This is a genomic window from Sphaerotilus hippei (assembly GCF_003201595.1).
In the GTDB taxonomy this organism is placed as follows: Bacteria; Pseudomonadota; Gammaproteobacteria; order Burkholderiales; family Burkholderiaceae_C; genus Sphaerotilus; species Sphaerotilus hippei.
In genome coordinates this window covers 187,116-207,252 of the sequence record NZ_QJJS01000003.1, presented here as the reverse complement: position 1 = coordinate 207,252, position 20,137 = coordinate 187,116, and the positions used below count along the sequence as shown (strand labels likewise).

The window sequence follows — 20,137 nt, the reverse complement described above, 5'->3', positions numbered from 1 at the left end:
GATGAACGATCTCGACCAACTCGTCCAGTCGGCCCAGGTGGATTTCGCCGCCGCTGGCAGTCCCGCCCAACTCGAGGACGCCAAGGCGCGTTTCCTTGGCAAGACCGGTCAGGTGACCGAGCTGCTCAAGGGCATGGCCAGGCTCACGCCCGAGGAGAAGAAGACCCGCGGCGCCGCGATCAACGAGACCAAGCAGCGCATCGAGTCGGCGCTCACGGCCCGTCGCCAGGCGCTGGCCGAAGCCGAGCTGCAGGCGCAGCTGAAGGCCGAGGCGCTCGACGTGACGCTGCCCGGGCGCGGACGTGGTGTCGGTGGCCTGCACCCGGTGTCGCGCACGATGGAGCGCATCGAGCAGATCTTCGGCTCCATGGGCTTCGACGTGGCCGACGGCCCCGAGATCGAGACCGACTGGTACAGCTTCACCGCGTTGAACAACCCGGAGAACCACCCGGCGCGCTCGATGCAGGACACCTTCTACGTCGACATGCAGGACGAGGCGGGCCGCCCGCTGTGCCTGCGCCCGCACACCTCGCCGATGCAGGTGCGCTACGCCCGCCAGCATGCAGCGAAACACGCCGGCCAGGACCCGATGCCCGAGATCCGCGTCATCGCGCCGGGCCGCACCTACCGGGTCGACAGCGACGCCACCCACTCGCCGATGTTCCACCAGTGCGAAGGCCTGTGGATCGGCGAGAACGTGTCCTTCAAGGACCTGAAGGCGGTCTTCACCGACTTCTTCCGCACCTTCTTCGAGACCGACGACCTGCAACTGCGCTTCCGGCCGTCGTTCTTCCCGTTCACCGAGCCGTCGGCCGAAGTGGACATCGCCTTCTCCAGCGGCCCGCTCAAGGGTCGCTGGCTGGAGGTGGCCGGTTCCGGCCAGGTGCACCCGAACGTGGTGCGCAACTACGGGCTCGATCCCGAGCGTTACATCGGCTTCGCCTTCGGCATGGGTCCGGACCGGCTGACGATGCTGCGCTACGGCGTCAACGACCTGCGGCTGTTCTTCGAGGGCGATCTGCGCTTCCTCGGGCAGTTCAAGTAAATCGCGCCCCGAACCCCACGCCGCAAGGACCGAAGAGATGCAATTCCCCGAATCGTGGTTGCGCGAGTACTGCAACCCTGACCTGACCACCGCCCAGCTCGCCGAGCTGCTGACCATGTCCGGCATGGAGGTGGAAGAACTCCGGCCGGTGGCGCCGCCTTTCCACGGCATCGTCGTGGGCGAGATCCTGACCGCCGAGCAGCACCCCGACGCCGATCGCCTGCGCGTGTGCACGGTCAACGCCGGCGAGCACAGCAAGGACGGCCCGCTGCAGATCGTCTGCGGGGCGCCGAACGCCCGCGTGGGCATCAAGATCCCGCTGGCCACCGTCGGCGCCGAACTGCCGCCCGGCGAGGACGGCAAGCCTTTCAAGATCGGCAAGGGCAAGCTGCGCGGCGTCGAGAGCTTCGGCATGCTGTGCTCCGCGCGTGAGCTCAAGCTGGCCGAGGACCATGGCGGCCTGCTGGAGCTGCCCGCCGACGCCCCCGTCGGCCAGGACATCCGCCAGTACCTGAACCTCGACGACACCCTCTTCACGCTCAAGCTCACGCCCAACCTCGGCCATTGCCTGAGCGTCCACGGCGTGGCCCGCGAAGTCGCGGCGCTGACCGGTGCGCCGCTGAAGGCACTGCCGGCCGTGCCGGTCATGCCCACGCTGGATGCGACACTGCCCGTGCGCGTCGAGGCCAGCGACCTGTGCGGTCGCTTTTCCGGCCGCATCGTGCGGGGCATCGACACGCGCGCCAGGACCCCGGCCTGGATGGTCGACCGGCTGGCCCGCTGCGGCCAGCGCTCGGTCAGTGCGCTGGTCGACATCTCGAACTACGTCATGTTCGAGACCGGCCAGCCCACGCACATCTTCGACCTCGACAAGATCCATGGCGGCCTGACGGTGCGCTGGGGCAGGGCGGGCGAGCCGCTCAAGCTGCTCAACGGCAACACCATCACCGTCGACGAGCAGGTCGGCGTGATCGCCGACGAGCGTGAGGTCGAGTCGCTGGCCGGCATCATGGGCGGCGACGCCACCTCGGTGGGTGACGAGACCCGCAATGTCTACGTCGAGGCCGCCTTCTGGTGGCCCGATGCGGTCGCCGGCCGTTCGCGCCGCTACAACTTCAGCACCGACGCGGGCCACCGCTACGAGCGCGGCGTCGATCCGGCCTGCACCGTCGAGCGCATCGAGCGCATCACCGCGCTGATCCTCGAGATCTGCGGCGGCGAGCAGACCGCCTGCGGTCCGGTCGACGACCAGGTCGTGCACTTGCCGGCACGCCAACCGGTGGCGCTGCGGGTGGAGCGTGCCGCCAAGGTCATCGGCATGCCAGTGACCCAGGCCCAGTGCGCCACCGTGCTCGGCCGCCTCGGCCTGCCTTTCGACGAAGCGCCCGGCCTGCTGACGGTGACCCCGCCCAGCTGGCGCTTCGACCTGGCCATCGAGGAGGACCTGATCGAGGAGGTCATCCGCGTCATCGGCTTCGACCAGCTGCCGCTGACCGCCCCCGTGGCCCCGGTGACCGCCCGCGTGCGCCCGGAAGCGCAGCGTGGCGGCTACGCGCTGCGCCGTGCCGTGGCCGCGCTGGATTACCAGGAAACCATCAATTTCAGCTTCGTCGAGGAGCGCTGGGAATCGGAGCTGGCCGGCAACACCGCGCCGATCCGCCTGCTCAACCCGATCGCCGCGCCGCTGTCGGTGATGCGATCGAGCCTGCTCGGCAGCCTGGTGCAGGTGCTGCGCCACAACCTGACGCGCCGCGCGCCGCGGGTGAGGGTGTTCGAGCTGGGGCGGGTGTTCCGGCGCGAGGCCTCGGTGCAGACCAGCGAGCAGACGGTGGCCGGCATCGACCAGCCGCTGCGCCTGGCCGGTCTGGCCTGGGGCGCGGCCGAAGCCCAGCAATGGGGCATCAAGGAGCGCGCCGTCGATTTCTACGACGTCAAGGCGGACGTGGAGGCGCTGCTGGCGCCGCGCATCGCCCGTTTCGTCGCGGCTGAACATCCGGCGATGCATCCGGGGCGCTGCGCCCGGGTCGAGCTCGACGGCGTGGCCATCGGCCACATCGGCGAGCTGCATCCGCGCTGGCGCCAGGCCTACGAGCTGCCTTCGGCGCCGGTGCTGTTCGAGCTGGACGTGGCCGCGCTGACCAGCCGTCCGGTGCCGGTCCATTTCCCGGTGCCCCGGCAGCAGGCGGTGACACGCGACCTGGCGCTGATCGTCAGCGAAAGCACCACACACGACGCCATCCTGGAGGCGCTGATGTCCGCGCAGACCGGGGGGATCGTGCGCAGCGCCCGCCTGTTTGACGTATACCGTCCGACGACGCCGGTCGCGGGCATGGCCGAGGGTGAACGCAGCCTGGCCATCCGCGTGGAGCTGCTCGACGAAGCCGAGGCACTGACCGATGCCCGCAGCGACGAGATCGTGCAGATCCTCATCGCCGCGGCCCAGTCGGCCACCGGCGCCCGTCTGCGCGGCGCCTGATCAGGCGTTGACCCGTTGAATCAAGGACACAGGACAAGCATGGAACGACTTCCCAGCATCGAGACCCCCACGCTGACCAAGGCCGAACTGGCCGAGTTGCTGTTCGAGCGGCTGGGACTGAACAAGCGCGAATCCAAGGACATGGTCGAAGCCTTCTTCGACAACATCCACAACGAGCTGGTCAAGGGTGACGACGTCAAGCTGTCGGGCTTCGGCAACTTCCAGGTGCGCCGCAAGGCGCCCCGGCCGGGGCGCAATCCGCGCACCGGCGAAGCCATCCCGATCCGGGCCCGCAACGTGGTCACGTTCCATGCCAGCCACAAACTCAAGGCCGTCGTGCAAGGTGAGGCTCCGTCGCCGGGCGACTTCGAGTAAAGTCGAGTTTGGCCATCAAATCTCATTGATTTGCAATGGAAAATTCGCTTCCCGAGATTCCCTCCAAACGCTACTTCACCATCGGTGAGGTCAGCGAGCTGTGCGGCGTCAAGCCCTACGTCCTGAGGTACTGGGAACAGGAGTTCACCCAGCTGCGGCCGATGAAGCGGAGAGGCAACCGCCGCTACTACCAGCACCACGAGGTGCTGCTGATCCGGCGCATCCGCGACCTGCTCTACGAGCAGGGTTTCACCATCAGCGGGGCCCGCAATCGCCTGAGCGAACCGGGTGGCCTGCCGTCGGCAGACCGCCTCGTGATGGAGGAGGGCACATCCGGGCCGAAAGGTGGTGATTTCACCGTCTCCGCGGCAGCTCGCACGATCGCCAGTGAAGGTGCTGCCATGCCGCCTTCACTGGCGAACAGCGCCGCGGCCACCCCGAAGCCGGTTCCGGCCGTGCCCGCCAGCCGGCGCTCGGTGCGCGAAGAACTGCTGTCCATCCGGGCCTTGCTGGCGGCAGATGAATGATTGTTGAAAAACTCTTGCATTGATGTCGAATATCGACATACAATGTGAGTCTCAGTCGGGGCGTAGCGCAGCCTGGTAGCGCACTTGCATGGGGTGCAAGGGGTCGTGAGTTCGAATCCCACCGTCCCGACCATTTATTCGAAAGCCAGCTCTCACAAGGAGCTGGCTTTTCTGTTTCCGGGGTTGCCGCTGGCCACTCACTCGCTTCATCGGGCGATGAGACATCGCGCGCATCAAGCCGCCGATGCCTGGGTGGGCCTCGAGAGGCCGCGCAGGTGAGCGTGAAGTTGAGCGGGCTTGCCAGGGTCTCGCCCCGAAGTCATCTGAAACTCTTCGCACGTGCGTTCCTTTTCCCGTCTGGTGGTGCTTGCCACGCTGGGCTGGGTGATCGCCGGCCCCGTCGCCGCGCAATCCCGATGCCCGCAGTTCTATCCCAGGGTCCTGCCGAAGTTTTCGTCTTCGCTGCACCAGCAACTCAGGGAGGTATGTTTCGACGCTTTCGTCTCGCTGCACTCCGGCCGGACCAAGACCCCCGTGCTGACCGTCGAGCGCCTGACGCGGGAGCAGGTGACCCAGGCCCAGGACGAGGAGCGGACGAACCGGTTCTATCCGGAAGCCCGCCTGCCGCGAGCCGATCGTGCCCAACTGGATGATTACCGGGACTCGGGCTATGACCGCGGGCACATGGCGCCCGCGGCGGACATGCCCACGGCACAGGCGATGGCACAGAGCTTCTCGATGGCTAACATGGTGCCGCAGGCGCGTCACAACAACCGGCACACCTGGGCCAGCGTCGAGAAGGCCACACGCAGGTTCGTGATGCGGGCGAGCGGACCGGTCTACGTCTTCACGGGCCCCGTGTTCACGAAGCCGGTGCAGACGATCGGCGCCAGCCAGGTCTGGGTGCCGGCGCACCTGTTCAAGCTGGTCTATGACCAGGCTGGCGGCCGCGCCTGGGCGTACTGGGTGGACAACACCGATGCAGCCAGGCTCTCCCGGCCGATCACGTACCAGGCGCTGGTCGAGCGCACGGGGATGGAATTGCTGCCGGGCGTGGAGGTTCGCGACTGAGGAGGAGGAGGTCAGATGCAGCGTGAGCGCGTGCGGCATTTGAGCTGGCGGGCTCAAGGCCGAGCTTCGCTGGCGGCGCCGAGCATCGGCTGCAGTGGCGACGAACCCGCTCAACCCGTTCTGACCGATGAACTGACGAGCCAGGCAAGGTCCGCAAGCCCTCGGCGCGCGGCGTGATCACCCAGCCGGCGCGGGAACTGCGCGAACGTTGCCTCCGCAAGTCTCACAGGCAAGTTGAGCAGCGTGAGTTGACATAAGAAACATCGTCATGCATTAAAGAATGCGACTCGAAAGCCAAGACGTTCGGATTTTCGATCCATAAAACAAGCAGCCGCTCGCCGGGACGGGGATTCATCCCGGCGACCTTGAGCAACCGAACGCGAGGTGGATGGCGGGCTGCCCGATGTCGGCATCCGCGCAGCCGATCGCCAGCGTCAGGTGTCCATGCCCGCGTCCGCGGGCACATGGGCCTGCTGGCGTTGCTGGCGCTCCATCCGGCGCAGCGAGCGCGCCCGTGCGGCGGGCGTGGAGCCCAGCTGCTGCATCACCCCCTGCAGCGTCGCCAGCTGGGCGGCCAGGCCGTCACGATCGCTGCGCAGCTGGTCGAAGGCGAGGCGCTGGGTGCTCAGGTCGAGTTGCCCGGTTTCGATGGTGAGGGCCTGGTCGGCGAGGCGCTGACGCTGCTGGCCCGACTCGGCCTCGAGCCGGGCGATGGCCTGCGTCAGGGCGAGCTGCTGCGCCGAGGCCTCGCGCCACTGCGCCTCCAGGCGCGCCTCCAGGGTCTCCGCGCGCTTGTCGGACTTCAGTCGCGCCTGGCGCTCGCGGTCCATGTCCAGCGCCGCACGCCGCTCGGTGGCGGCGGCCCGGTCCTCGGCCTGGCGGACCGCCTGCTGCAGGTCCGTGCGCTCGGCCCGCTGATGGGCGTCCATTTGTTCGATCTGCTGCTCCAGCGCCGCACCACGGGCTTGCGCGGCGTCCAGCCGCGCCAGGTCCGCGGCCTGGGTCAGGCGCAGCTGATCCAGGGCCGTGCGCGCCTGCTCGAGCTCGGTCGTGGTGCTCGCCAGGGCCTGGCCGGCCCGGTCGGCCAGGCCCCGGGCCTCGGCCTCGCGCAAGACGGCGGCCTCCACCTGTTCCTGCATCTGCCCACGGGCCTCGTCGAGCGCGGCCTGGTGCTCGGCCCGGGCCGTGGCCAGAGCGGTTTCCCAGAAATGCCGCGCGGCCTGCAGCACCGGATCCGGCACCTCGGGCACGGCGGCAAACGCGCCCGGATCCTGGATGCGCTGACCCAGGTGGCGGAACCAGGTGTCCAGGTGCGGGCTGACGGTGTTGGGCGAGCCGCGCCCGATCTTCATGCGCACCCGCTCGATCGTCGGGCGTGCGCCCTCGAGCAGCAGCGCATCGGCGGCGTTCCAGACATCGGTCTCGGTGATGCCTCGGGCGCCACGCGGCAGGTGATCCATGGGGTTCTCCTTCATCCATCACTGCCCTGCTCCATCGCCGGCAGTCTGGTCACGATAATAGAGTCTTATCGTTGGTAAACGACAAGAAGGTGTATCATATCGCATGGCAAACATAATAAAACATACAAACAAGACCGCATTGGCCCTCGATGACGCCTGGGACCTCCCATCCCCCGCCCCGGAGTCGGTCTGGAGCGAGGTCGACGCCCTGTCGCCCGAGGCCCTGGGGCCGATGGCCGAAGAGGCCCTGCGCGCCCTGCTCAGCGAAGGCGAATCGCCCAACACCCTGCGCAGCTACCAGACGGCCCTGCGCTACTGGGCCGCCTGGTACACCATGCGTTACCGGCGCGCCATCGCCCTGCCCGTCGCCGTGCCGGTGCTGCTGCAGTTCGTGGTCGATCACGCCCAGCGCAGCACCCCCCAGGGGCCGGTCAGCGAACTGCCGCCCGCGATCGACCGGGCCCTCGTCGACGGGGGCTTCAAGTCGCGCCTGGGCGCCCCCGCCCTGACGACGCTGTCGCACCGCATCAGCGTGCTGTCGAAGGTCCACCAGATCAAGGGCCTGCCCAACCCCTGCCAGGACCCGCAGCTCAAGGACCTGCTGTCGCGCACCCGGCGCGCCTACGCGCGCCGCGGCGACCTGCCCCAGCGCAAGCCCGCCCTCACCCGCGAGCCGCTGCAGGCCCTGCTCGACACCTGCGACGACTCCCTGCGCGGCCGGCGTGACCGCGCCCTGCTGCTGTTCGCCTGGGCCAGCGGCGGGCGCCGCCGATCGGAAGTGACCGCCGCCACGCTGGCCAACGTGCGCCGCCAGGCCGACGGCAGCTACCTCTACACCCTCAACCACTCCAAGACCAACCAGGCCGGACGCGACCGGCCCGACAACCGCAAGCCGGTCGTCGGGGTGGCCGCGCAGGCGCTGGCCGCCTGGCTGCAGGCCAGCGGCGTGGTCGAGGGCGCGATCTTCCGGCGCATCCGCCGCGGCGACCTCGTGGCCGAGCCGCTGAGCCCGGCCGCGGTGCGCGACATCGTGCGCCAGCGCTGTGCGCTCGCGGGGCTGCCCGAGGACTTCTCGGCCCACTCGCTGCGCTCGGGCTTCGTCACGGAAGCCGGCCACCAGAACATCCCGCTGGGCGAGACCATGGCCTTGACCGGCCACGCCTCGGTGGCGACGGTGGTCAGTTATTTCCGTGCCGGCGCGCAGCCCGGGCGGGCCTCGAGCCTGCTGGATCGCCCCGCGGGCGCCCCGGACCCGATCGACGAGCCGCCCCCGAGCGGGCGACGTCGGGGATGATGGCGCCCGTCTTCTTTCTCGCCCGTCCTCTTTCACCCGTCCGCACGCCGATGACCCGCACCCCGACCCCCAACGATCTGATCGACGCCTTGATCGAGGCTCGACGCCGCCAGCACCCCCTCGCCGGGCCCGACTGGGCCGATGCCCTTCCCGACGCGCAGGCCGCCTACCGCGTGCAGCAGCAAGTCGGCGAGGGCCTCGGATGGTGGGCCGCCGACGCGTTGCCCACGCACTGGAAATCGGGCGCCGGCTCCCGCGCGGCCACGCTCACCCATGCACCGCTGGCCCCGGCCGGCGTGCGCCCCAGCGTGGCGGGCGCCCCGGCCTCGCTGGCGGACTGGCCGCTCTGGCGCCCCGGCCTCGAGGGCGAGATCGCGCTGCGCCTGGGCACGGCCGTCACGCCCGACCAGGCCGCCGACCTGACCGCCGCCGCGGCGCTGGAGCTGGTGGACGCGATGTGCGCGTCCGTCGAGGTGGTCGATTCGCGCTGGGCGGCCGAGCCGCAGGCCGCCGCGCTGCTGCGACTGGCCGACGCGCAGTCCCATGGCGCGCTGGTGCTGGGCGACTGGATGCCGGTCGATCGCCAGCGCGACTGGTCGCAGCAGCGCTGTGCGCTGCGCATCGACGGGGGCGCCCCCGCCGTCTTCACCGGCACCCACCCGCTGGGTGAGCCGGCCTGGGGCCTGCCCGCCTGGCTGCGCCACCTGACCCGCCACGGCCACACCGTGCCCGCCGGCACCATCGTCACCACCGGCACCTGGACCGGCCTGACGCCGGTGCAGCGAGGCGCCCAGGTCGAACTGCGGTTCGACGGCCTGGCGCCCGTGCGCTTCACGCTCTGACGGTCGCGCCCGGCACCGGCAGGCCAAGCACCGGCAGACCAAGCACCAGCAGGCCCGCCCCGCACGGGGTCCGGGGCGGCCGGCCGCCTCAGGCGCGCGGCGCCGGGTTCAGCCCGGTGGGCAGGGGCTGGCCCGTCAGCGCCGCGATCAGGTTGTCCGCGGCCAGGTGGGCCATCGCCAGGCGCGTGGGCCCACTGGCGCTGGCGATGTGCGGGGTCAGCACGACGTTGGGCACGCCCAGCAGGTCCGGGTGCACGCTCGGCTCCCCCTCGAAGACATCCAGCCCGGCGGCGGCCAGGCGCCCGTCACGCAGCGCCGCCGCCAGCGCGGCATCATCGACCACCCCGCCTCGGGCGATGTTGGTCAGCGTCGCGGTGGGCTTCATGCGCGCCAGCTCCGGCGCCCCGATCAGGTGGTGCGAGGCGGCTGAATACGGCACCACGATCACCAGGTGATCCGCCTGCGCGAGCAGCTCGTCCAGGCCCACCCAGCGCGCCGACAGCGGCGCCTCCCGCTCAGGCGCCAGCCGTGAACGGTTGTGGTACAGCACCGGCATGCCAAAGCCCAGCGCCCCGCGCCGGGCGATCGCCTGGCCGATGCGCCCCATGCCCAGGATGCCCAGCGTCGTGCCGTGCAGGTCGGCGCCGACGAAAAAGTCAGCCGACCACTGCCGCCACTCGCCCCGGCGCAGGAACCGCTCGCTCTCCGTGATGCGCCGCGCCGCCGCCATCATCAGCGCGAAGCCGAAGTCGGCCGTGGTCTCCGTCAGCACGTCGGGCGCATTGCTCACCAGCACCCCCGCCTCGGTGCAGGCCGCCACGTCGATGTTGTTGTAGCCCACGGCCATCGAGCACACCGCCCGCAGCTGCGGGCAGGCCGCCAGCAGCACCCGGTCGATCGGCTCGCCCGTGGTCACGAACACCCCATCCCGGCCCTGCAGCCGCCGGATCAGCTCCTCACGGCCCCAGGGCACGTCATCGTCATTGGTCTGCACGTCAAAGTGCGCGCGCAGGCGCTCGACGACACCAGGAAACACGCGCCGGGCCACCAGCACCGAAGGTCGGTTCATCGCATTCCTCCTCGATCAGCCAAACCAGACCGCGCCCATCACCACCAGCAGCGGCACCAGGATGAGCGCGCTCCAGGCCATGTAGCCGAAGAAGCTGGGCATCTTGAGTCCGCGGTCCTCGGCGATCGCCTTGACCATCAGGTTCGGCGCGTTGCCGATGTAGCTGTTCGCCCCCATGAACACCGAGCCCGCCGAGATGGCGGCCAGCACCGGCGCCAGCGTGCCCATCAGCGTGGCCGGATCCCCGCCCGCCAGGTTGAAGAAGACCAGGTAGGTCGGCGCGTTGTCCAGGAAGGACGACAGCAGCCCGGACGCCCAGAAATACATCAGCGGGATGGGCTGGCCGTCGGCGCTGGTGACCAGGCTGACGATGGACGAGAACGGTCCGTTCATGCCGGCCTTGAGCATGGCCAGCACCGGGGCGATGGTCAGGAAGATGCCAGCGAACAGCTTGGCCACCTCGGCCATCGGGGCCCAGTTGAACTGGTTCTGCTCACGGGCCGCACGGGGCGTCAGCCACAGCGACAGCCCGGTCACGCCGATCAGCGCGGCGTCGCGCACCAGCTGCTCCAGCCCGACGGCCGTGCCGGCGATGTCGAAGCTGATGCCCGGCTTCCAGGTGCCGCTCATCAGCACCAGCGCGACCACGGCCAGCAGCAGCAGGCCGTTGACGCGGCCTTCGATGCCGAAGCGGTGGTCGTCGGGCGTCGGGTCGGCGCGTGTCACGCCTTCGCGGCGGTAGGTCCAGGTGTCGATGAGCCAGAAGATCGCCAGCAGCGAGCCGATCAGGAACAGCGTCTCGGGGAACAGATGCCGCACCGTCCAGAAAAAATCCACCCCCTTCAGGAAACCCAGGAACAGCGGCGGATCGCCCAGCGGCGTCAGCGAGCCGCCGGCGTTGCTGACGATGAAGATGAAGAACACCATGACATGGGCGACATGGCGGCGGTTGTCGTTGGCCCGGATCAGCGGGCGCACCATCAGCATCGACGCCCCGGTCGTGCCCATCACGCTGGCCAGCGCGGCGCCGATCAGCATCAGCAGGCAGTTGAAGCCCGGGCTGCCATGGAAGTTGCCGCGGATGTAGATCCCGCCGGCGACGGTGTAGAGCGCGGTCAGCAGGATGATGAACGGCAGGTACTCGGCCACCAGCGCGTGCACCAGCGTGGCCCCGGCCACGCCGGCGCCATGCACCACGGCAAACGGCAGCAGCAGGGCCAGCGCCCAGCCGGCGGCGATCTTGCCGTAATGGTGGTGCCAGAGCTGCGGCACCAGCAGCGGACACAGCGCGATCGACAGCAGGATGCCGGCGAACGGCACGCCCCACCAGGCCGGCAGGGATGCCCCGTCGAGGTCGGCGGCCTGCGCCATCAGCGGCAGGCCGGTCAGGAGGGCCGCCAGCACCAGGCGCCCCGCTCGGGTCAGATTCATCCACGTTCCTTGCCACGTCACGCCCCGCGACGTGCCGGGCGCTCTTGATTTTTGATGTTACCGGCAAGCCGGGCCCGTCCGGCTCCGAGCGGGCCCGTACGTGGTGTTGACGAGCGACCGGCGGCTCAGCGGTGGAAGGTGGTGAATTCACCGACCGGCGCCCGCTCGGTGACCAGGGTGTTCTCGATCGCCTCGGGGTCGGCATGGCCGAGCGCCATGCCGCAGACCACCATCTCCTGCCCGTCCAGGGCCAGCTGCTCGGCGATCAGGCGGTGATAAGGCGTGAAGGCCGCCTGCGGGCAGGTGTCCAGGCCACGACCGCGGGCCGCGGTCATGATGTTCTGCAGGAACATGCCGTAGTCCAGCCACGAGCCCTGGGCCATCACCCGGTCGATGGTGAAGATCAGGCCGACCGGCGCATCGAAGAAGCGGTAGTTGCGGCCATGCTGGTGGTGCATGCGCTCCTTGTCGGTCCTGGCGATGCCCATCAGGCCGTAGAGATCCCAGCCGACCTTGCGGCGGCGATCGATGTAGGGTGACACCCAGCGGGTCGGGTAGTAGGCGTATTCCTCGCTGTGCAGGGTGGCCGATGCCGGGTCGGCGTGGGCGGCCAGCAGGCGCTCGCACAGCGCGGCCAGGGGGGCACCGGTCAGCACATGCACCTTCCACGGCTGGGTGTTGGTGCCCGAGGGCGCCCGCGCGGCCACACGCAGGATCTCGGTGATCGTCTCCTCGGGCACCGGCGTGGACAGGAAAGCCCGGATCGAGCGGCGCGAGGTGATGGCGGCATCGACGGCAGCGGTGCTCTGCGGGGACGGGTCGGTCATGGGATGGGGCTCCAGGGCGTGCTTCAGGACTTCAGGACACGGAGGCCGGCCAGCGGTTCGCGTCACGGCGTTGCCCGATTATTGGCGCGCCGCAGCATCGCCACGGCTTCGGGTTTGCGGGGCTTTACAGCCGCCGAGCCCACGCCTGCCAGCTGGCGTGCGCCTCGTGATAGGTCTGCAGCTGGACGGCCACGGTGTGCTCGATCACGTGCCCGTAACCGCCGCCCATCGTCACCACCACGGGGATGTCCCGCTCCCGGGCCGCGGCCAGCACGCGCCGATCGCGTTCGGCCAGGCCGGCCGCGCTGATCTTCAGCCGCCCGAGCCGGTCGCCTTCGTGCGGATCGGCCCCGGCCTGGTAGAGCAGCAGCCCGGGCGGCTGCCCGGCATGGGCGGCCCAGAGCTGCGCCAGCGCACGGTCCAGCGCCTCGAGATAAGGCCCGTCGGTGCAGCCGTCGGGCAGGTCGACATCCAGATCGCCGGCCACCTTGCGGAAGGGAAAGTTCTTCTCGCCATGCATTGACAGCGTGTAGACGGACGGGTCGTCACGGAAGATCGATGCGGTGCCATTGCCCTGGTGCACGTCGAGGTCGACGATGGCCACCCGCAGCGGCTGGCGCCTCAGGCGCATCCACTCGGCCTGCATCAGGCGTGCGGCCACCGCCAGGTCGTTGAAGACGCAGTAGCCACCGCCTTCGTCGGCGCTGGCGTGGTGGGTGCCGCCCGACAGCGTGGCGCTCACCCCCTCGTGCAGCGCCGCCCGGGCGGCGGCGACAGTGGCACCGACGCTGCGCCGCGAGCGCATCACCATCTCGGGCGTCCACGGAAAACCAATGGCCCGCTGCTGCTCCCGCGACAGTCGGCCCTCGAAGACCGCCGCCACGTAGTCCGGGTGATGGGCCAGCGCCAGTTCACCTTCGCTGGCCGGCTCGGCCAGCGTGAAGCTCACGTCGGGCAGGCTGGCCTGCACCTGCTCCATCAGCAGCTGGTACTTGTGCATCGGAAAGCGGTGACCAGGGGGCAGCTGGCGCACGGAAGCATCGGCGTGGAAGGCGCGCATTAGAGTTTAAACTCTAAAGATTGCTGCATTGCAGCAATGTCATGGATCTGCCGGGTGCGAGGACTATACTGAAGATCATGTTGCAGTGCAGCAAACAGAAGACAAGAACGATCTGATGCGTCTCGGACCGGCGTTGTGCGCCGGTCACCTTTCCAGTATCTCAACTCAGTGGAGCTTTCACATGATCACCCCCGAACAATTCGCCGAATCCAGCAAGGCCAACCTCGAAGCCCTGTTCGAACTGTCGCAGAAGACCTTCGACGGCGTGGAAAAGCTGGTCGAGCTGAACCTGCAGGCCGTGCGCGCCACGCTGGGCGAGTCCACCGAACACGCCAAGGCGCTGCTGGCGGCCAAGGACGCCCAGGAAGTGCTGGCCCTGCAATCGGCCCTGCTGCAGCCGTCGACCGAAAAGGCCTCGTCCTACGGCCGTCAGGTCTACGAGATCGCCACCAGCACGCAAGCTGAAGTGACCAAGCTGGCCGAAGCCCAGATCGCCGCGGCCCAGCAGAAGCTGATGACGCTGGTCGACACCGCCGCCAAGAACGCACCGGCCGGCAGCGAGAACGCCGTCGCCATCGTGAAGTCGGCCGTGACCGCCGCCAACACCGCCCTGGAGAATGTCCAGAAGGCCGCCAAGCAGGCCGTCGGTGCCGCCGAAGCCAACTTCGAAGCCATCACCCAGAGCGCGACCAAGGCCGCCGAAGCTGCCTCCGCCGCCGCACCGAAGGTGCGTCGCGCGCCGGCCGCCGCCTGAGACCGATACATCTTGAGACGGTGCGACCGTTGAACTTTTCAACTTCCGTCGCATCTGTCCTGAACGTGGTGTCTGCGAGCGCGCACCACGTGTTGGTTGTCTCCTCGGTACCCTGCTGAAACTCGTTTTCACGGTACCCTTGAACCCGGTGGTGCTGCCATCGGGTTTTTTTTCGCCTGTGCTTTCTTCCGTGTCCCCCCTGCCGCATCCGCCATGATGGCGATCAATTCGGTCTGTCCCGCCGGGCGGCGGCCACCTCGTCCCGGGACGGTGCTGATAGGCTGCGAGGATGCCTGTCCTGTTCTCGAACCCGCGCCGCACCCTGATCGGCGCTCTGGCCCTGAGCGGCCTGCTGCCATGCACACCCGCCCTGCACGCTCACGGATCCCGCGCCGGCGAGGTGCGCATCGATCACCCCTACGCCGTGCCCACACCCGCCGGAGCCAGCACCGGTGCGGTCTACTTCCGCCATCTCGACAACCGCTCGGCCCACGCCGACCGACTCAAGGGCGGCCGCACGCCGGTCGCCGCCCGGGTGACGGTGCACGAGATGCGCATGGACGGCGAGGTGATGCGCATGTCCGCGCTGCCCGGCCTGGATCTGCCGGCCGGGACCGGCCTGCCCATGCGCCAGGGCAGCGGCCGTTACCACCTGATGCTCGAAGGCCTGAAACGGCCGCTGAAGGAAGGCGACCGCTTTCCACTGGTGCTGGAATTCGAGCGCGGGGGTGCCGTCGAGGTCGAGGTATGGGTGCAGGCGCGCCGCGCCCCCGACAGCGGACACGCGCATTGAACGCAGGGACTGGCCTCGCCGAGGCCGGATCCGATTTTCCGAACCCTTTACCGCTCCAGGAGTGATGCCATGAAATTCCGTCTTTCCGCCGTGCCGTCGGCTCTGGTCCTGGCCCTGGGTCTGGCCGGTGCGGCCCAGGCCCAGGTTCAGGTCGCCGACCCGTGGGTGCGTGCGACGGCGATGCAGCAGAAGGCCACCGGCGCGTTCATGCAGCTGACCTCGCCGGGGGACGCCCGACTGCTGTCGGTGTCCTCCCCGGTGGCGGGCGTGGTCGAGATCCACGAGATGGCCATGGACGGCCAGGTCATGCGCATGCGGGCCGTGCCCGGGCTGGACCTGCCGGCAGGCAAGGCCGTCGAGCTCAAGCCGGGTGGCTACCACGTGATGCTGATGGACCTGAAGCAGCCGCTGAAGGCCGGTGACAGCGTGCCGCTGACGCTGGTGCTCGAGGGCCGGGACCGCCAGCGCCAGACCCTCGAGGTCAAGGCCCCGGTGCGGGCCCTGGGCGGCCAGCCGATGATGGAGCACAAGGGCCACTGAGCCTTGGCGAGTTGGCCGGCCGGGCCGCGCCGCCGCGGCCCGGCCGGCCTCAGATGCCCGCGGTCGTCGACGTCCTGCTGCGGGTCATGCCGGGAGGCAGGTGCGGGGCCGGCTGGCACAGCCTGGGCATCAGACGCACCCGGCGGCCGGTCGGGTCGAGCCGCTGGCGGTCGTGGCACCGCTCGGGCACATCGATCAGCCAGCGCTGCCGACGCATGGCCGAGATCACGCGGCTGACCGTCTCCGGCGCACTGTCGATGACGTCGGCCATGTCAGCCAGCGATGGCAGTTCGCAGGCCGGCGCACCGGGTCCCCCATCACCCACCGCCTGACGGATGCGGACCGGATCGATCGCCCGGCCACGGGCCTGCATCGACAGCGTGATCACCCGCAGCAACTGCAGCACCCGCTCAGCCACCGGGCCGTGCCGCAACTGCGCGAACACGGCCTGGTGATGCTGGCGGGCCTGCAGCGCCGCCACCAGGGCGACCCCATCGGATTTCAGTGCCTGGGGCTGCAGCCACTCGACCGTCGTGCCCACCAGCGCGATCGCGTCCAGCTGGCCACGCTCGCCCGTCAGCAGTTCGATGCCGACCAGATCGCCCGGAAGGGCCAGCACCAGATGCTCGGCCCCCAGGCCGGGCGGCGCCAGGCGGATCGCACCGGCGATCACCCGCCCGGGGCTGTGCCACCCGCCCCTCGAGACGATGGCCGTGCCACGCGGGAAGTGCTGGGTCTCGAGATCCAGGCCGCTGGCGCGCTCGATCGAGCGCCAGGTCAGCGTGCGGGCCGCTCGGGCGTCGGCGGTCTCGAGGTCGACAGGAAGGCACGATCGTGCCGCGGCAGGCCCGAACGGGCTGAAAACGGAAGAATCCACGGTATCTCCTGAGCCGGCTGAAAACGGCGTGACGTACACCGTCAGCCTGGCTGGCGTCATTCACCGACTGGGGCGTCGATGGGCACGGACAGCAAAGGGTCAGTGACCGTGGATCGGTGGCGCACGCGAGGGCCGCAGATGCCAGGCCGCGGAGGCGAGCGCTCCGCCGACGTCCCCTGAAGCCGCCAGCCGGGCCGCGTGCCAGGGTGCCGGTGGCAGCGACGGCGCGAGCACGGCGCCACCGGGTGCCACCCCCACGCAGTAGCCGCAGTGGGCGATCGGGTCGGAGACCCTGCCATGGTCCGGGTCGGGCGGCACCGGGCTCGACACCGCCACACGTTTCACCCCGAAGGACGTGCAGACCTCGACCACGTCGACACCGGCGGCGACGGCCAGCGCACAGGACACGGTCGGCGAGACCGCGCCCCACAGCGCGGCCAGCAGGGCCAGCCACGCCAGCAGGCGGTGGCGGCGGGGCCGCAGGCTCATGACCGGTGGGGCGTGCATCCCGACATGTTGCCTCACTCTGCGCCAGCACGCCGCGTGCGCTCCTTGATCGTGATCAGTCCACCCCATTCGTCATCATGGTCATTTGTAATTTCAGAAATTACTGAAATTTCAGGATATAGTCTGCTCCAGATCAAACAGGAGCCTCGCATGCACCCCCTCAGTCCGCTGGTCCGCAGCTTCGTGTCGCACTTCGGCGAGATGGGCAGCCGCTGGGGCATCAACCGCACGGTGGGCCAGATCTATGCGCTGATCTTCATCTCGCCCAAGCCGCTGAACGCCGACGAGCTCACCGAGGCGCTGGAGATCAGCCGCTCGAACGTCAGCATGAGCCTCAAGGAGCTGCAGTCCTGGCGGCTGGTGCGCATGCGCCATGTGCCGGGCGATCGGCGCGACTACTTCGAGGCGCCCGCCGACACCTGGGAGATCTTCCGCACGCTGGCCGAGGAGCGCCGCCGCCGTGAGGTCGAGCCCACGCTGAGCATGCTGCGCAACGCGCTGCTGGAGCCGACCAGCACCGACGAGGACCGCCATGCCCAGGAGCGCATGCGCGGCATGCACGAGCTCATCGAGATGCTGAGCACCTGGTTCGACGAGGTCCAGCACCTGGACCCCAGGACGCTCTCGCAGCTGATGAAGATGGGCTCCAAGGTCGGCCGGCTGCTGGAGTTCACCGGGCAGATCAAGCTGCCGGGCGTCGGCCGCAACACCCCGGACTGAGTCGGGCCCGGCGGCCGGGCGCCGCGGGCTTTCTTTCCTGCCCTTTTTCCATCTTCCATCGAGGTTCCCATGGACAGTCCAGCCCTGGACGGGCTGATGCTCGCGCGCGTGCAGTTCGCGGCCAACATCACCTTCCACATCCTCTTTCCGACCCTGAGCATCGCGATGGGCTGGGCCCTGCTGTTCTTCCGGTGGCGCTGGCTGCGCACCGGCGGGCAGGCCTGGCTGGGCGCCTACCGCTTCTGGACCAAGGTGTTCGCGCTGACGTTCGCGCTCGGCGTGGTCAGCGGCCTGACGATGAGCTTCCAGTTCGGCACCAACTGGCCTGGCTACATGGAGAAGGTCGGCAACATCGCCGGCCCGCTGCTGGGCTACGAGGTGCTGACGGCGTTTTTCCTCGAGGCGACCTTCCTGGGCGTGATGCTCTACGGCCATGGCCGGGTCAGCGAGCGGGTGCACCTGATCGCCACCTTCCTGGTCGCCTTCGGCACGACGATGAGCGCTTTCTGGATCCTGAGTCTGAACTCCTGGATGCAGACCCCGGCGGGCCACCGCATCGAGGGGGGCGAGTTTTTCGTCGAGCGCTGGGTCGAGGTGATCTTCAACCCCAGCTTTCCCTATCGCCTGGCCCACATGCTGCTGGCGTCGGCGCTGACGGTGAGTTTCCTGATGGCAGGACTCAGCGCCTGGCAGCTGCTGCGCGGGCGGGCCAACCTCAGCACCGCCCCGGTGCTGCGTTTCGGGCTGACGGCCGCCGCGCTGCTGGTGCCGCTGCAGATCGCCGTCGGCGACCTGCACGGGCTGAACACGCTGGAACACCAGCCGCAGAAGATCGCCGCCATGGAGGGGGTGTGGCAGACCGAGCGGGGCGCACCGCTGCTGCTGTTCGCGATCCCCGACGAGCAGGCCCGGCGCAACCGCTTCGAGATCGGCATCCCCAAAGGCGCCTCGCTGATCCTGCGGCATGACCGCGACGGCGAGATCCGGGGACTGGACGATTTCGTGGGGGCGCATCCGCCGGTCGCGCCGCTGTTCTTCGGCTTTCGCATCATGGTCGGCATCGGCCTGCTGATGCTGATGGCGAGCTGGACGGGCTGCTGGTGGCTGCGCCGTCGCGGCGGGGCGGTGGAGCGCCTGCCGCGCCCGCTGCTGTGGCTGCTGGCCACGATGACCTTCAGCGGCTGGATCGCCACGGTGGCGGGCTGGTACGTGACCGAGATCGGCCGCCAGCCCTTCATCGTCTTCGGCCTGCTGCACACCGCCGAGGTGGCCTCGACCACGCCGCCGGCCCACGTCGCGCTGACGCTGGTGCTCTACCTGACGGTCTACGGCGCGCTGCTGCTGTCCTACATCGGCGTGCTGCACCACATGGCCGGCAAGCCGCTGGAGCTGCCGGCCGAACGCGACGAACACGCCGGCATCGCCGATGCCTCCCCTGCCCTCCCGACCGCCCAGGTGCACTGATGATGGACACCCCCACCTTGCTGCCCGTGATCTTCCTCGCCCTGATGGGTCTGTCCATGCTGGCCTACGTGGTGCTCGATGGCTACGACCTCGGCGTCGGGCTGCTGATGCCGCTGGCCGGCGGCAGGGAACAGGACACGATGGTGGCCTCGATCGGCCCGTTCTGGGATGCCAACGAGACCTGGCTGGTGCTGGGCGTGGGCCTGCTGCTGATCGCCTTCCCGAAGGCGCAGGGCGTCGTGCTGGGCGCGCTCTACCTGCCGGTGGCGCTGATGCTGATCGGACTGATCCTGCGCGGGGTGGCCTTCGACTTCCGGGTCAAGGCCCGCGCGGCGCACCAGCCGGCCTGGAACCGGCTCTTCTCGATCGGCTCGCTGCTGGCCTCGCTGGCGCAGGGCTGGATGCTCGGGCGCTACATCACCGGTTTTGCCGAAGGGGCCGGGCCGACGCTGTTCGCGGCGGTGATCACGCTGGCCCTGCCGGCGGCCTATGCGCTGCTGGGCGCCACCTGGCTGATCATGAAGACCGACGGGGCCCTGCAGGTGCGTGCGGTACGCTGGGCGCGGCTGACCTGGCCGGGGCTGGTGCTGGGGGTCGGCCTGATCTCGGTGGTCACGCCCTGGGTCAGCGAGGCGGTGCGGCAGCGCTGGTTCTCGATGCCCGGCCTGCTCGCGCTGCTGCCGATCCCGCTGATGAGCGCCTTCTCGCTGCTGGGCCTGCGGGCGCTGCTGAACTCGCACCGCGTGCTCGGCAAGCAGTGCTGGCTGCCCTTCGTGCTGGTGGTGCTGGTGTTCGTGATGGCCGCGCTCGGGCTGGCCTACAGCCTCTACCCGGACATCGTGCCCGGGCGCCTCTCGGTGTGGCAGGCCGCCGCCGCGACCGAGTCGCTGCAGGTCATCCTGGCCGGCAGCGTGGTCAGCGTGCCGGCGATCGTGGTCTACACGGCGTTCGTCTACCGGATCTTCCACGGCAAGGCGACGGCGCTGCGTTACGCCTGATCGCAGC

The 20,137-nt window shown here is 69.4% G+C and carries 20 protein-coding genes and 1 tRNA gene; 14 read left to right on the top strand and 7 right to left on the bottom strand.

Features of this window, described 5'->3' with window-relative positions; genetic code table 11:
* The first annotated feature begins 1 nt into the window (after window position 1).
* The 6 genes from pheS to C7444_RS04655 all read left to right on the top strand — a co-directional run bounded on the left by pheS (window position 2) and on the right by C7444_RS04655 (window position 5,494).
* Window positions 2–1,045 carry a phenylalanine--tRNA ligase subunit alpha gene (gene pheS, locus C7444_RS04680; RefSeq protein ID WP_110399794.1) on the top strand — a complete coding sequence of 348 codons (1,044 nt, stop codon included), beginning with the start codon at window positions 2–4 and terminating at the stop codon, window positions 1,043–1,045.
* Between the two features lie 37 nt (window positions 1,046–1,082).
* Window positions 1,083–3,521, top strand: a complete 2,439-nt coding sequence (gene pheT / locus C7444_RS04675) for a phenylalanine--tRNA ligase subunit beta (RefSeq protein WP_110399669.1) — start codon at window positions 1,083–1,085, stop codon at window positions 3,519–3,521.
* A gap of 39 nt (window positions 3,522–3,560) precedes the next feature.
* Entirely contained in the window at window positions 3,561–3,896 is a 336-nt protein-coding gene (locus tag C7444_RS04670; protein ID WP_110399668.1) for an integration host factor subunit alpha, read from the top strand.
* 35 nt (window positions 3,897–3,931) lie between these two features.
* Complete coding sequence (locus C7444_RS04665; RefSeq protein ID WP_110399667.1) at window positions 3,932–4,423, top strand: MerR family transcriptional regulator; 492 nt, start codon at window positions 3,932–3,934, stop codon at window positions 4,421–4,423.
* A 56-nt stretch (window positions 4,424–4,479) separates the two neighbouring features.
* Window positions 4,480–4,556, top strand: a tRNA-Pro gene (locus C7444_RS04660).
* Between the two features lie 206 nt (window positions 4,557–4,762).
* Entirely contained in the window at window positions 4,763–5,494 is a 732-nt protein-coding gene (locus tag C7444_RS04655; RefSeq protein ID WP_110399666.1) for a DNA/RNA non-specific endonuclease, read from the top strand.
* A gap of 434 nt (window positions 5,495–5,928) precedes the next feature.
* On the opposite strand, the gene C7444_RS04650 is transcribed toward C7444_RS04655, so the two are convergent.
* Window positions 5,929–6,954, bottom strand: coding sequence for a DNA-binding protein (locus tag C7444_RS04650; RefSeq protein WP_170130631.1), 1,026 nt, complete (start codon window positions 6,952–6,954; stop codon window positions 5,929–5,931).
* Between the two features lie 139 nt (window positions 6,955–7,093).
* Here C7444_RS04650 and C7444_RS04645 point away from each other — a divergent pair, with 139 nt between their 5' ends.
* Complete coding sequence (locus tag C7444_RS04645) at window positions 7,094–8,248, top strand: tyrosine-type recombinase/integrase (protein WP_375136902.1); 1,155 nt, start codon at window positions 7,094–7,096, stop codon at window positions 8,246–8,248.
* Window positions 8,249–8,298: 50 nt separating this feature from the next.
* The gene (locus C7444_RS04640) at window positions 8,299–9,090 is read left to right on the top strand and encodes a fumarylacetoacetate hydrolase family protein (protein ID WP_110399663.1); all 792 of its coding nucleotides are present in this window, start codon (window positions 8,299–8,301) and stop codon (window positions 9,088–9,090) included.
* Window positions 9,091–9,178: 88 nt separating this feature from the next.
* On the opposite strand, the gene C7444_RS04635 is transcribed toward C7444_RS04640, so the two are convergent.
* The 4 genes from C7444_RS04635 to C7444_RS04620 form a co-directional block, all read right to left on the bottom strand.
* The gene (locus C7444_RS04635) at window positions 9,179–10,159 is read right to left on the bottom strand and encodes a 2-hydroxyacid dehydrogenase (protein WP_110399662.1); all 981 of its coding nucleotides are present in this window, start codon (window positions 10,157–10,159) and stop codon (window positions 9,179–9,181) included.
* 15 nt (window positions 10,160–10,174) lie between these two features.
* Complete coding sequence (locus C7444_RS04630; protein WP_110399661.1) at window positions 10,175–11,590, bottom strand: sodium:proton antiporter; 1,416 nt, start codon at window positions 11,588–11,590, stop codon at window positions 10,175–10,177.
* A 125-nt stretch (window positions 11,591–11,715) separates the two neighbouring features.
* Window positions 11,716–12,417 carry a nitroreductase gene (locus C7444_RS04625; protein ID WP_110399660.1) on the bottom strand — a complete coding sequence of 234 codons (702 nt, stop codon included), beginning with the start codon at window positions 12,415–12,417 and terminating at the stop codon, window positions 11,716–11,718.
* 124 nt (window positions 12,418–12,541) lie between these two features.
* On the bottom strand, window positions 12,542–13,477 hold the full coding sequence (locus C7444_RS04620) for a histone deacetylase family protein (protein WP_110399659.1): 936 nt from the start codon (window positions 13,475–13,477) through the stop codon (window positions 12,542–12,544).
* Between the two features lie 181 nt (window positions 13,478–13,658).
* On the opposite strand from C7444_RS04620, the gene C7444_RS04615 reads away from it, so the two are divergent.
* The 3 genes from C7444_RS04615 (at window position 13,659) to C7444_RS04605 (ending at window position 15,564) form a co-directional block, all read left to right on the top strand.
* Window positions 13,659–14,231 (top strand): phasin family protein, encoded by a 573-nt coding sequence (locus C7444_RS04615; RefSeq protein ID WP_110399658.1) that lies wholly within the window; start codon window positions 13,659–13,661, stop codon window positions 14,229–14,231.
* A 289-nt stretch (window positions 14,232–14,520) separates the two neighbouring features.
* Window positions 14,521–15,024 (top strand): copper chaperone PCu(A)C, encoded by a 504-nt coding sequence (locus C7444_RS04610; RefSeq protein WP_110399657.1) that lies wholly within the window; start codon window positions 14,521–14,523, stop codon window positions 15,022–15,024.
* 69 nt (window positions 15,025–15,093) lie between these two features.
* Window positions 15,094–15,564, top strand: a complete 471-nt coding sequence (locus C7444_RS04605; RefSeq protein ID WP_110399656.1) for a copper chaperone PCu(A)C — start codon at window positions 15,094–15,096, stop codon at window positions 15,562–15,564.
* A gap of 49 nt (window positions 15,565–15,613) precedes the next feature.
* Here the strand turns inward: C7444_RS04605 and C7444_RS04600 are convergent, their stop codons facing one another.
* Together C7444_RS04600 and C7444_RS04595 are read right to left on the bottom strand one after the other, a co-directional pair.
* A complete protein-coding gene (locus tag C7444_RS04600; RefSeq protein ID WP_110399655.1) occupies window positions 15,614–16,441 on the bottom strand; it encodes a Crp/Fnr family transcriptional regulator in 828 nt (275 codons plus the stop codon).
* Window positions 16,442–16,540: 99 nt separating this feature from the next.
* The gene (locus C7444_RS04595; protein ID WP_110399654.1) at window positions 16,541–16,930 is read right to left on the bottom strand and encodes a DUF2946 family protein; all 390 of its coding nucleotides are present in this window, start codon (window positions 16,928–16,930) and stop codon (window positions 16,541–16,543) included.
* Window positions 16,931–17,098: 168 nt separating this feature from the next.
* On the opposite strand from C7444_RS04595, the gene C7444_RS04590 reads away from it, so the two are divergent.
* From C7444_RS04590 to C7444_RS04580, 3 genes are all read left to right on the top strand, one after another.
* On the top strand, window positions 17,099–17,668 hold the full coding sequence (locus tag C7444_RS04590; protein WP_110399653.1) for a GbsR/MarR family transcriptional regulator: 570 nt from the start codon (window positions 17,099–17,101) through the stop codon (window positions 17,666–17,668).
* Window positions 17,669–17,737: 69 nt separating this feature from the next.
* Window positions 17,738–19,132: a cytochrome ubiquinol oxidase subunit I gene (locus tag C7444_RS04585; protein WP_110399652.1), complete on the top strand. Its 1,395-nt coding sequence runs from the start codon at window positions 17,738–17,740 to the stop codon at window positions 19,130–19,132.
* A gap of 2 nt (window positions 19,133–19,134) precedes the next feature.
* Window positions 19,135–20,130: a cytochrome d ubiquinol oxidase subunit II gene (locus C7444_RS04580; protein WP_110399651.1), complete on the top strand. Its 996-nt coding sequence runs from the start codon at window positions 19,135–19,137 to the stop codon at window positions 20,128–20,130.
* Window positions 20,131–20,137: the final 7 nt, after the last annotated feature.